General features: G+C 34.4%; 9 protein-coding genes. 4 read left to right on the top strand and 5 right to left on the bottom strand.

The features are described 5' to 3' along the window. Positions 1 to 30: 30 nt before the first annotated feature. The gene (locus tag IHE43_RS20035; RefSeq protein WP_192185551.1) at positions 31 to 1338 is read left to right on the top strand and encodes an amidohydrolase family protein; all 1308 of its coding nucleotides are present in this window, start codon (positions 31 to 33) and stop codon (positions 1336 to 1338) included. 337 nt (positions 1339 to 1675) lie between these two features. After that, the gene (locus tag IHE43_RS20040; RefSeq protein WP_192185552.1) at positions 1676 to 2992 is read left to right on the top strand and encodes an ammonium transporter; all 1317 of its coding nucleotides are present in this window, start codon (positions 1676 to 1678) and stop codon (positions 2990 to 2992) included. Positions 2993 to 3206: 214 nt separating this feature from the next. Here IHE43_RS20040 and IHE43_RS20045 read toward each other — a convergent pair whose 3' ends face one another. The 3 genes from IHE43_RS20045 to IHE43_RS20055 form a co-directional block, all read right to left on the bottom strand. After that, entirely contained in the window at positions 3207 to 5306 is a 2100-nt protein-coding gene (locus tag IHE43_RS20045; RefSeq protein ID WP_192185553.1) for a cytochrome c biogenesis protein CcdA, read from the bottom strand. After that, on the bottom strand, positions 5306 to 6616 hold the full coding sequence (gene tilS / locus IHE43_RS20050; RefSeq protein ID WP_192185554.1) for a tRNA lysidine(34) synthetase TilS: 1311 nt from the start codon (positions 6614 to 6616) through the stop codon (positions 5306 to 5308). The genes IHE43_RS20045 and tilS overlap by 1 nt, the downstream gene beginning before the upstream one ends. Positions 6617 to 6844: 228 nt before the next feature. Further along, positions 6845 to 8143, bottom strand: a complete 1299-nt coding sequence (locus IHE43_RS20055) for an anthranilate synthase component I family protein (protein ID WP_192185555.1) — start codon at positions 8141 to 8143, stop codon at positions 6845 to 6847. 285 nt (positions 8144 to 8428) lie between these two features. On the opposite strand from IHE43_RS20055, the gene IHE43_RS20060 reads away from it, so the two are divergent. Continuing rightward, on the top strand, positions 8429 to 9322 hold the full coding sequence (locus tag IHE43_RS20060; RefSeq protein WP_192185556.1) for a DUF4349 domain-containing protein: 894 nt from the start codon (positions 8429 to 8431) through the stop codon (positions 9320 to 9322). 209 nt (positions 9323 to 9531) lie between these two features. Beyond that, positions 9532 to 9906 (top strand): DoxX family membrane protein, encoded by a 375-nt coding sequence (locus tag IHE43_RS20065; RefSeq protein WP_192185557.1) that lies wholly within the window; start codon positions 9532 to 9534, stop codon positions 9904 to 9906. Between the two features lie 57 nt (positions 9907 to 9963). On the opposite strand, the gene IHE43_RS20070 is transcribed toward IHE43_RS20065, so the two are convergent. Both IHE43_RS20070 and lpdA read right to left on the bottom strand, forming a co-directional pair. Continuing rightward, positions 9964 to 10506: a lipocalin family protein gene (locus tag IHE43_RS20070; RefSeq protein ID WP_192185558.1), complete on the bottom strand. Its 543-nt coding sequence runs from the start codon at positions 10504 to 10506 to the stop codon at positions 9964 to 9966. A gap of 164 nt (positions 10507 to 10670) precedes the next feature. Continuing rightward, entirely contained in the window at positions 10671 to 12074 is a 1404-nt protein-coding gene (gene lpdA, locus IHE43_RS20075) for a dihydrolipoyl dehydrogenase (protein WP_072975931.1), read from the bottom strand. Positions 12075 to 12405 lie beyond the last annotated feature (331 nt).

Here is a 12405-nt window from a genome sequence, read left to right on the forward strand (position 1 = left end):
AGAAAATTCATAATGATAAAAAAAGATACTATGATACATAGAAACATATATAAATTGTTGTTGATATTTTGTGCTTCGATACAAATAAATGCGCAACAAATCCCGGCTCCGAAACAAACCAAATCAGTCTTGATATTAAATGCTACAGCACATTTGGGTAACGGAACTGTTATTCAAAATAGTGCTATTGGGTTTAAAGACGGAAAACTTACTTTAGTAGCCGATGCCCCAACAATCAGACTCGCAGCAGGTGCTTATGATACTACCATTGATGCTACAGGAAAACATGTTTATCCTGGATTCATTGCGCCAAACTCTACTTTAGGATTAGTAGAAATTGATGCCGTGAAATCATCAGTTGACGAGGAAGAAATTGGCACTTTTAATCCGAATGTGAGAAGTATTATTGCTTATAACTCAGAATCGAAAGTTGTAGAAACAGTTCGTCCAAATGGTGTTTTAATGGCTCAGGTTACGCCACGCGGTGGAAGAATTTCAGGAACATCATCTGTCGTGCAATTGGATGCCTGGAGCTGGAAAGATGCTATTTTGAAAGAGAACGATGGTATTCATCTTAATTTCCCATCAGGTTTTAAAAGATCAGGGTCATGGTTTGAACCGGGTGTCATTGAAGCCAATAAAGATTATACTAAACAAGTAGAGGAAATAAACGCATTCCTGATAAACGCAAAAGCTTATAATCAAACTGCATCTAAAGAAAGAAACATTGTTTTAGAAGCTACAAAAGGATTGTTTGATGGGACACAAACCTTATATGTTCATGCTGATGAAGAAAAACAAATTGTAGATGCCATTCAGCTTGCGGCAGATCATCAAATCAAAAAAATTGTGATAGTAGGCGGATTTGAAGCTTACAAATCAGCTGATGTTTTGAAAAAATACAATGTTGGAGTTTTACTAAGACGTGTACATGATATGCCAACAAGCGATGATGAAGATGTGAATTTACCATACAAAATGGCAAAAATACTAACGGATAAGGGTATTGTTGTTGGGCTTGAAAACAGCGGAGATCATGAGCGCATGAGTGTTAGAAACCTGCCTTTCTTAGCAGGAACCTGTGCTGCTTTTGGTTTAGATAAAGAAGTAGCTTTACAATTGATAACTTCAAATACAGCAAAACTATTAGGCATTGATGCAAGCTGTGGAACTTTGGAGACGGGTAAAGATGCAACACTCTTTATTTCTGAAGGCGATGCGTTAGACATGCGAACTAATAAACTGACAACTGCTTTTATTCAGGGTCGAACGATTAATTTAGATACTTTCCAAACCAAACTAAGCGACAAATTCAAAGCAAAGTACGGACAGAAATAATTTAAATTATTTTATAAAAAAGGCATCAGGTGAAAATTTCATTTGATGCCTTTTTTATTTAAAAATGAAATAATTTGACTATTTTTATAAATATTTAAGCATAATAACTCTTAAAATTAGAATCATTTTCATGTTTTTTTGTTAACAAAGTCGAAAAAACCTACATCTTTGAGATTTTAGATTAATAAATTGTAAAATTTAAGTTGATTTTAACAAATACATGCAAAATTTAGGGGGTTAAATTTAAAAATTAACAAAAGTTAAACAATAGACTCTATTTTTTATAGGGGTGTCGAATGATTTTATACTTTTATAAAAAATTTAAAACTAAATAACTATGCGAAAAATTATTTTAAGTGTGATTCTTATCACTATTTTGGTACTGACTTTTGTATCAAACTTCATCTTATCAGACAACCCAATTCCAGCAGAAGCTGTAAAGTTTGATACCGGAGATACCGCTTGGATGATCGTAGCAACTGCATTTGTATTGCTAATGACGCCAGGTTTAGGATTTTTCTACGGAGGTATGGTAGGTAAGAAAAACGTTATCAGTACTATGCTTCAAAGTTTTATGGCAATGGTAATTGTTACTATTTTATGGGTTGTTGTTGCTTTTGGTTTAGCATTTGGTCCTACTATTGGAGGAATCATTGGAAATCCACTTCCAAATTTATTCTTTCAGGGTGTTGGTACAAATACTGCCTGGAGTCTTGCCCCTACAATTCCTTTTATGTTATTCGCATTATTTCAAGCAAAATTTGCCATCATTACACCAGCGTTAATTACAGGTGCTTTTGCAGAACGTGTACGTTTCTGGGCTTATTTGTTATTCATGGTTTTGTTTATCTTATTTATATATTCACCATTAGCTCACATGACGTGGCATCCTGATGGAATTTTCTTCAAAATGGGAGTATTAGACTTCGCTGGAGGAACGGTAGTACACATGAGTGCTGGATGGGCTGCATTGGCTGGAGCCATGTTCTTAGGAAAAAGAAAAGTTCAAAAAGTAAATCCTGCAAGAATTACTTACGTATTATTAGGAACTGGTTTATTATGGTTCGGATGGTTTGGTTTCAACGCGGGTTCTGCTTTAGGATCAAATGGTTTAGCTGTACAGGCATTAGGAACTACAACTGTAGCTGCTGCTGCTGCTGCAATGGCATGGGTTTTCCTTGACAAAATATTAGGACACAAATTATCTGCACTTGGAGCTTGTATTGGAGCTGTTGTAGGTCTTGTAGCTATTACTCCTGCTGCTGGTTTCGTAAGCATTCCTCACGGAATTTTCATTGGAGCTTTTGCTGCAATCGTAAGTAACTTGGTAGTAAGTAAATTCCCTAAAGGAAAAATTGATGATGCATTAGATGTTTTTGCTTGTCACGGTGTTGGTGGTATGGTAGGTATGTTGTTAACTGGAGTTTTTGCTTCAAAAGCAATTAACCCTGTAGTTGGTGACAATCAAGGTTTGATTTTCGGAACTCCAACTTTATTCATCAACCAATTAATTGCTTTAGTAATCGTTTCTGTCTTCGCGTTTGTTGCTTCATACATTTTATTCTTTGTTGTAAATAAAATTACTCCTCTTAGAGTTACTGAAGAGAAAGAAGAATTAGGATTAGATATCTCTCAACACGGAGAATACCTATAAGAATTTAATTTCCGATTTGCCCAATCAATAAAAAAGCACTCTGAGTTTAAACTTAGAGTGCTTTTTGCTTTGAATTAACTTTCCCCTCAATTTATTTTAGATTTTAGACTGTAGATTTTAGATTTCTAATCTCCTCATTCTATATTCTATATTCTATATTCTATATTCCATATTCTACTATACTCTTTATTCTTGGCTCTTGTCTCTCAAAAATCTACTTAAAATTCGAAATCCCCGTTTTCAACCAGGTCAAATATTCTTCAACATCTACATAACTGATTGTCGGTTTTGAATTGTTTAGATTTTGTCCTTCTAAGTCAGTAATAACATATAGAGGCTGTGTATTTGTTTTATATTTTGAGATCATAAAGTCGGTCCATTTATCACCAACCGTTTCGATTTTATCTCCTTTTGCAGTGACAAATTGTTCTTCTTTTGATAATTCACGTTTATCATCTACATAAAGCGAAATCAAAACCACATCATTTTTTAAGATTGGCAACACTCTTTCATCAGACCAAACATTGTTTTCCATCTTTCTACAGTTTACGCACGCATAACCTGTAAAATCTAACATAATTGGTTTTTTTATTTCTTTAGCATAAGCTAATCCATCTTCGTAATCGTGAAATACCATGATGCCATGTGGCCCTAATTCTGCTCCTTCAGGCAGCCCTTTTATTCCACCAGTATTGACATTTGAATTAGCCGAACCTCCAAATCCAAGAGGGCTTTCGCTATAGGTTTGTGGTGGCGGAAAAGCACTGATTAATTTTAAAGGTGCTCCCCAAAGTCCCGGAATTAAATAAATCGTAAAAGTCAACACTAATAATCCGAATGATAATCTTCCAACTGAAATATGATTGGTCGGACTATCATGTGGCAACGTAATTTTTCCGAAAAGATAAAATGCTAAAGTTCCGAAAATAGCAATCCAGATCGCTAAGAAAACTTCTCTTTCTAATAAATGCAATTGTAAAACTAAATCGGCATTGGATAAAAATTTGAATGCCAAAGCCAGTTCTAAAAATCCTAAAACTACTTTTACCGTATTCAGCCAACCACCCGATTTTGGTAATGAATTCAGCCAACCCGGAAACATGGCAAACAACATAAAGGGCAAAGCCATAGCTGATGAAAATCCTAACATTCCAATAACAGGAGCGATTCCACCGTTTGAAGCGGCTTCAACTAATAAGGTTCCAACAATTGGTCCAGTACAAGAAAATGACACAATTGCCAAAGCTAACGCCATGAACAATATTCCAACGATTCCACCTCTATCCGCTTGCTGATCTGCTTTATTCGCCCATGAATTTGGAAGCATAATCTCGAACGCACCCAAAAATGAAACAGCAAATACAATCAATAAAACGAAGAATATCAGATTAAACCAAACGTCCGTAGACAAAGCGTTCAGGGCATCCGCACCAAATATTTTAGTTACAATCAAACCTAATATAACATATATAGCAATAATTGCTAATCCGTAAATAACAGCATTTCGAATTCCTTTTGCTCTGCTTTTACTTTGTTTGGTAAAGAAGCTTACTGTCATTGGAATCATCGGGAAAACGCAAGGTGTCAACAAAGCCGCAAATCCAGATATAAAAGCAATAAAAAAGATCGACCATAAACTTCTGGTAGAAGCTGGTGCCGGAATTTCATCTACAACTTCCGCAGTAGCGTTATCTATTTTTCTTAATTCAATTTTTTCTGAAGCTGTTGTTTTAGCTACAGTATCAACAGCTAAACCTTCAACTTTTGTTTCATCATGTTTCGCTTCAGAAACTGTTGCTACCGCTTCCATTTTGAAAGCTGCCGGAATCGCAATAGAGAATTTTTTGTTCGAATTGATGCAAACTTCTTTACAAACCTGAAAATCAAAATCGACATCAACCGTTTTTAAATCCGGATTTGTGATTGTAATTTCCTGCTCGATGTGTGCTTTTCCTTCAAAAAATGTTTCGTTTACACCAAAGACATCGTTAAAAGCTGTTTTCGTTTTTCCTTCTTTGGCTTTTCCAACCAAATTGTAATTTCCTTTTTGATTTTTAAACACAATTTCTAACGGAAGTGGTCCTCCGTCCGGAGTAAATTGCGAATACATATGCCAGTCTTTTTCAATTGTTCCATCAAAAATTAAAACGGCATTTGTACCCGATTTCTTTTCAATTTTAGCCGTCCATTTTACTGGTTCTAAAATCTGAGCGTTACCTTTTGCAAAAGCAAAAATGAAAAATAACAAAAAAACAATGGTTTTATTCCAGACACTTTTTGAAGTTATCGTTTGACAGGATTGAGTAAAGTTCATTATTGTAGTTCTATTTTAAGTATTCTGTTTGTGGTATTTTCTATTTTAAAACGTTCGTCCTGCCTGATTCCGATAACCCATACAATCTGATTATCTGAACACAAAAGCCATGTTTTTTCCTTTTCAATCAGCGATAATTTTTCATCTTTAAAAAGCTTGCTGATTTTTTTAGATTTTCCATTCATTCCAAACGGATGAAAAACATCACCTTCATTCCATTTACGTAAAACCAACGGAAATTGGATTTTTTCAGCGTCAACAAAGATAGCTTTATTTGAATTTAATGTAATGTCGTCTACGGGACAAAGCCTCAATTTTAAGGGAAAATTAACGTCTTGATCGTCTTTATTGATATAATATTCATCCTTTTCATCCTCATCTGAAAGCGGACTTAAAATCAACGTATTTCGATTTTTCAGCAATCTAAATTCGGCAGAAAACACTTGTTTTCCGGATTGTCCGTCCACTAAATCATAAATATCATTCCAGGCCAAAAAACCAAATTCATTTAGCCATTGGTACAAATACGATTTATAATTGGGCAATTTTTCAAGCTGATTTAAATCAAAATGAATTTCCTCACCGACTTCTTTTGCGACCTGTTGATAAATCATAATAGAAGCATCTTCAACCATTTCCTGAGATTCCTGCAAATACGATTGTGTTTTCTGAAAAGCATTCAAAAAATTAGGATTAATCTCTTTCAAAATTGGAACTAAATCATGGCGAATTTTATTTCGCAGGTATTTATTAGAGGCATTACTGCTGTCTTCACGCCATTCGATATTATTTTCTTCGGCGTATTTCAGGATTTCTTCTCGTGAAAACGGCAAAAGCGGACGAATAATTTTATCGTTTTGTTCCGGAATTCCCGTTAAACCATCTAAACCGGTTCCGCGGGTTAAATTGATAATGAAAGTTTCCAGATTATCGTCGGCGTGATGCGCGGTCAAAATGTAATCGAAATTTTCAGTTTCCAGAAGTTCATAAAACCAGCTGTATCTTAGTTCACGCGCCGCAACCTGAGTTGATAATTTATAGTCTTTTGCAAAAGCTTCGGTATCAAATTGAGTTGTGAAAATTGGAATGTTATTTTGATCACAATAGTTTTGAATGAAACTCTGATCACCAAAACTTTCCAATCCACGCAGCTGAAAATTACAATGTAAAACGGCTATTTCAAAAGGTAATTGTTGCAGCAAATGCAATAAAACCATACTGTCCAAACCTCCACTGACTGCCAGAAATAGTTTTTTATTTTCCAGAAATGGAAACCTCGAAATGATGTGATTTTGAAATTTTGAAAACATTTGATAAATGTAAAGAATTAAATTCTATCAATTTTTAAATGAAATGTTAAGCGTGAAATATTTTTTTTGCCACCAATTTCACGAATTTACACTAATTATTTTTCTCGCAGATTCTGCAGATTTTTTTTGCCACGAATTTCACGAATTAGCACGATTTTTATTTATCAGTAGTGTTTTAGATAACGCATATAGAAATTAGTGAAAATTAGCGTAATTCGTGGCAAACCTTTATCGTAAAACCTCATGCATTGCCTTAGCCTTCAACAAACATTCTTCGTATTCTTTTTCAGGATCAGATTGCGCTGTAATGGCGCTTCCTACTGAAAATGAAACGTATTGATTTTCCTGATTGTACAAAATACTTCTGATGACCACATTAAAATCAAAATCACCTTCCGGTGTAAAATAACCTACTGCTCCACTATATAATCCACGTTTGGTTTCTTCCAGATTTTCGATGATTTTCATTACTGAAATCTTAGGCGCTCCCGTCATACTTCCCATTGGGAAAGTTGTTCTCAAAACATCTATTGGAGCATATTGAGCATCTAATTTTGATGTTATGGTCGAAATCATTTGATGCACCTGAAGAAACGAATAGATTTTACAAAGTTCTACCACTTCTACAGATCCTTTTTGTGCGGTATGCGACAGATCATTTCTTACCAAATCGGTTATCATAATATTCTCAGCACGTTCTTTCGAATCTGATTCCAGGAATTGTTTTGATTTTTCGTCTTCAATTGGATCCAAAGATCGTTTTGAAGTTCCTTTTATCGGCTGGGAGATAATAGTTTCACCCACTTTTTTCAGATAACGTTCCGGAGAAGCAGAAAGTAAATATTGTTTATGATTTTTAAAGAAAACCGAAAACGGTGCTTTTGAAATTTCATTTAGTTTCAGAAATTTTTCCAATGGATTGATAATCGCATTTTCAGCATAAAATTCCATACAGAAATTAGCTTCATACATATCACCAATGTGAATATGCTCCAGCATTTTATCTACTTTTTCAATATAGGAGTCTTTCGAAATGCGCTGCTCAATCTTTAAAGATAATGCACTTTCGACTTTCGTCCCGAGACTTCGGGATTCACTTTCGGCTATCTCATTAAAATCTTCTTCAACCTCATCATCGCAAAGCAATAAGTACCGAATTTCAAGCTGGTTTCCTTTCAATAAAAATATTTTTTTGGGTTGAAAGAAAAACAAATCAGGGAAATTTAATCCATCAAAATTAGCTGATTTCAAATTTTCAACATCATTTTTTAAATCATAGGTTAAATAACCAAAAAGCCAGTCTTTAGTGGTTTGCTGATATTGTTTTAAATCGTCAAAAGCGTTTTGGAAATCTGTTTTTAAAGAGGTGAAAGCATCAACAGCCAATACACAATCAAAACTCGAATATTCTTGCGTATGCGAATTGCTGTCTAAAAAAACAACCTCACGAAATTGCTGTGACCATGTTAGAAGTTGCTGTTTAAACTGCTCTGGATTTGAAATAGGTTTATGAATGGAAACTCTCAAAAAAGTATAAATTTTAGACTTCAAAATTACGACAAAAAAAATCCTTCAATAAAATTATCCCGAAAAATTATTGGCACACTTTTTAGTATATCGAATTAGTGCTAATTATTAAAAATTTTCTTGCCATTTGATGAAAAAATTACTCAAAAAAATAAGCCACAGATTGCACGGATTGCACAGATTAACAAGATTAAAAAATCATTTAAATCTAATAATCTGTGGCTAAAAACAAAACTAACCTGAGAGACAGGCGAGTATATTTATTAATCAAATTTTATAACCTTTATGAAAACAATTGCACAATTAGGTGTGACTACCCTGGTAATTATCGCATTACTATTTTCTTGTAAAAAAGCAGATTACGCAGCTGAAGAATCTGCAGATTACAAAACCACAGCAGACAGCACGGCTGTTTCCTCAACAGCAGCAGTGGAGCCAAAAAACAGCAAACAGAAATTTATTCGAACCGCTGATATTAAATTCAAGGTTAAAAACGTCGTCAAATCTACTTATGCAATTGAAAATGTCGTGGCGAAATTTGGAGGTTTTGTTACTTACACCAATCTGCAAAGCAACATTCACGATCAGATTAAAACTAAAATCAGTCAGGACAGCACACTGGAGACTACCAAATTTTCAGTAGAAAATAATATTACAATTCGCGTTCCCAACACCCAGCTTGATACGGTAATTAAAAGCATTGCGAAGCAAATTGATTTCCTTGATTTCAGAGTCATTAAAGCTGATGATGTTTCATTGAAATTGTTAGCCAATCAATTCTCTCAAAAAAGAAGTACCACAAATGAAAAAAGAGTTGAAAAAGCAATTGATACCAAAGGCAAAAAGATAAATGATATTATGGAAGCCGAAAATGCCTTAGCGAACCAAAAAGAAGCTAATGATAATAAAACCATCGAAAATTTATCCATACAGGATCAAGTTAACTTCAGCACCATTACTTTACAGTTGTATCAAAACGAAACGATTAAACAAGAAATAACAGCCGGCGAAAAAGACAGTGCTTATTACAAACCTAATTTAGGAATTCAAATTATTGATTCATTAAAAACAGGCTGGTACATATTGCAGTCCATTTTGGTTTTCCTGCTTAACCTTTGGCCTTTTATTTTAATCAGTTTAGGCGGATTTTTCCTTTACAAGAAATACGGCAAGAAATAAGAAAAGTGTTAATAAAATAGTAATATCATAATGAAAAAAGCGTTATATTTGATATACAATTCAATTAATCCCAAAATAGGATTGTTTTGATTGTAAAATCCTCAATAAAGTGTCATTAAATACTAAATTTCATTTTTATTAGGACAGGCAACGTATACGATTTCCAGCAGATAACTATATTTTTTAACCTCTTAAAAATCCTAAGTATTATGAAAATTGCTACAATTATTGTCCGTGTCTTAATTGGTCTTCTACTGCTTTTTGCATCGATCAGCTATTTTTTCCATCTAATGCCAGAACCAGAAACCACAGGTAATTTTAAAGCCTTTAATGTAGGTTTAATGGCTTCAACTTATTTAATGCCTTTAGCTAAATCAATCGAATTACTTTGTGGTATTGCATTTGTAACGGGACGTTATGTAACATTGGCTAATATTTTAATCTTACCAATTACGGTAAACATTTTGTTTATCAATTATTTCCTGGCTCCGGAAGGGCTGCCAATTGCAGTGTTATTATTTCTGGCCAACTTATTTTTGATTTACAGATATTGGGATAATTATAAAAGTGTTTTTACAGCATAATTCACTTTCAAATTAAAACAAATAAACCCGACAACTTTAAAATTGTCGGGTTTACTTTTAATTGGCCTTATCATGTTCGACCCAAACGAGGTCAGAAATAGTATAACCAATTTTCTGTGCTTTTATAAGATAATCTGCCTTTACACTTTCAGGAATAGTTTTTTCTCTGGAAAGAATCCACATGTATTTTAAACTTTCTCCTGCTACAAGTGCATATTTATAATCCGGATCAATGGCAATTACATTATAACCGGAATAAAAAGGACCAAAAAATGAGACCTTAAGCATACCAACGTTGTCCTTTTTGACGAACTTGGCTTTCCCGATGCTTTCTTCCCATTTGTCTTTTTTGACATTATAGCCCCTGTTATCAACTTTAATCGTGCCATCTTCCTTAAGGGAATATTCGGCAGTAACGTTGTTTAAATTTTTCTCCCATTTATAATCTAATCTTGCAATTTCAAACCATTTTCCCAGATACTTTGCTTTGTCAAAATTGGTGACTGCAACAGCTTTTTTAGGTATCGTTGATTTGCACGAAGAAAGTATAAATGCAATTCCTGCTCCTATTAGAAGTGGAGCTATATATTTATTTTTCATAATATTATCTTTTTATAGAAGTAAAGATAACACCTGAATTACACATCTAATTTACAAAATTATTTTTGATTTTTACAATATATGGGGCAGAAATTACAGCAAAAGAAAAACCCTTCAAAAATCTAATTTTTGAAGGGTTTTTAAATATGTTGCTTTTACGTAAATTATACGTGTAATGCTCTATTATCTGTAGCGGCTAGTGCTGCTTCTTTTACCGCTTCCGCGAAAGTTGGATGCGCGTGGCTCATTCTTGAAATATCTTCAGCAGAAGCTTTGAATTCCATTGCAGTAACTGCTTCAGCAATTAAGTCAGCTGTACGTGCTCCAATCATGTGAACTCCTAAAACCTCATCAGTTTTAGCATCAGCAATAATTTTTACAAATCCGTCCAAATCTCCACTTGCTCTTGCACGACCTAAAGCTTTGAATGGGAAACTTCCCACTTTGTATTCAGTTCCCGAAGCCTTAACCTGCTCTTCTGTTTGTCCAACGGCAGCAACTTCTGGCCAGGTGTAAACAACACCAGGAATTAAGTTATAATCGATATGTGGTTTTTGACCTGCTAAGATTTCAGCAACCATAGTTCCTTCTTCTTCCGCTTTGTGCGCCAACATTGCTCCACGAACAACGTCACCAATTGCGTAAATATTCGGAACGTTAGTTTGTAAATGATCGTTTACTTCAACTTGTCCTCTGTCTGAAATTTTCACTCCTGCTTTGTCAGCATTTAATCCATCTGTGTAAGGACGACGACCAACAGAGACTAATGAATAATCTCCTTCTAAAGTAATAGTTTCTCCTTTTGCATTTTCAGCCTGAACTACAACAGCATCGCCGTTTCTTTCCACTGATTTTACTTTGTGAGAAACGTAGAATTTCATTCCTTGTTTTTTCAATACTTTTGTCAATTCTTTAGACAAAGCACCATCCATTCCCGGAATAATTCTGTCCATAAATTCCACTACAGAAACCTGTGCTCCTAAACGCAGGTAAACTTGTCCAAGTTCGATTCCGATAACGCCACCACCAATAATTACTAAGTGTTTTGGAACTTCTTTTAAAGCCAATGCTTCAGTTGAAGTGATGATTCTTTCTTTGTCAATTTTGATAAAAGGCAAAGAAGATGGTTTTGAACCTGTAGCGATTACAGTATATTTTGCTTCGATAGTTTCTGATGTTCCGTCCGCTTTAGCAACTGCAATGTGCGTTGCGTCTACGAAAGAACCTAAACCATTGAAAACAGTGATTTTATTTTTATCCATTAAGTAGTTGATTCCACCTACGGTTTGATCTACAACTGCTTGTTTGCGCGCGATCATTTTCTCTAAATTGATTTTCACATCTCCGGAAACTTCGATTCCGTGATCTGCAAAATGAGCAATTTCCGCATAATGATGAGAAGAAGAAAGTAATGCTTTTGAAGGAATACAACCTACGTTAAGGCAAGTTCCGCCCAAAGAGTTATACTTTTCTACAATTGCTGTTTTGAAACCTAATTGTGCGCAACGAATTGCTGATACATATCCGCCAGGACCTGAACCTATAATGACTACGTCAAATGAACTCATAGTTTGTCTATTTTATTTTTAGCGATACAAAATTAAGGAATAAAGTTTTGTTTAAAGTTTAAATTTCAATGTTTTTTGTGTGAATTTTGTGGGGAGGGTCTAACCGCAAAGGGCGCTAAGATTTACGCAAGGTTCGCTAAGTTTTTTATTTTTAATCTCGCAAAGTCGCGAAGTCGCAAAGTTTTTTTAATAGTGGGTTTTAACGCTAAGAGTTACGCTAAGGTTCACAGAGCTTTATTTTTTAGTATCGCAAAATCGCAAAGCTTTGGAATTTGGGATTTAAAAATTGGAATTTAGCAATATGAATATTTAGCATTCAGACGTTTTTCTA

Origin of the sequence: Flavobacterium sp. MDT1-60 (assembly GCF_014844035.1) — a bacterium.
GTDB lineage: Bacteria > Bacteroidota > Bacteroidia > Flavobacteriales > Flavobacteriaceae > Flavobacterium.

What these genes read in the sequence shown, in the direction of transcription:
- IHE43_RS20035 (WP_192185551.1), top strand. Translation starts at nt 31, where the DNA reads ATGATACATAGAAACATATATAAATTGTTGTTGATATTTTGTGCTTCG.
- IHE43_RS20040 (WP_192185552.1), top strand. Translation starts at nt 1,676, where the DNA reads ATGCGAAAAATTATTTTAAGTGTGATTCTTATCACTATTTTGGTACTG.
- IHE43_RS20045 (WP_192185553.1), bottom strand. Translation starts at nt 5,306, where the DNA reads ATGAACTTTACTCAATCCTGTCAAACGATAACTTCAAAAAGTGTCTGG.
- tilS (WP_192185554.1), bottom strand. Translation starts at nt 6,616, where the DNA reads ATGTTTTCAAAATTTCAAAATCACATCATTTCGAGGTTTCCATTTCTG.
- IHE43_RS20060 (WP_192185556.1), top strand. Translation starts at nt 8,429, where the DNA reads ATGAAAACAATTGCACAATTAGGTGTGACTACCCTGGTAATTATCGCA.
- IHE43_RS20065 (WP_192185557.1), top strand. Translation starts at nt 9,532, where the DNA reads ATGAAAATTGCTACAATTATTGTCCGTGTCTTAATTGGTCTTCTACTG.
- IHE43_RS20070 (WP_192185558.1), bottom strand. Translation starts at nt 10,506, where the DNA reads ATGAAAAATAAATATATAGCTCCACTTCTAATAGGAGCAGGAATTGCA.
- lpdA (WP_072975931.1), bottom strand. Translation starts at nt 12,074, where the DNA reads ATGAGTTCATTTGACGTAGTCATTATAGGTTCAGGTCCTGGCGGATAT.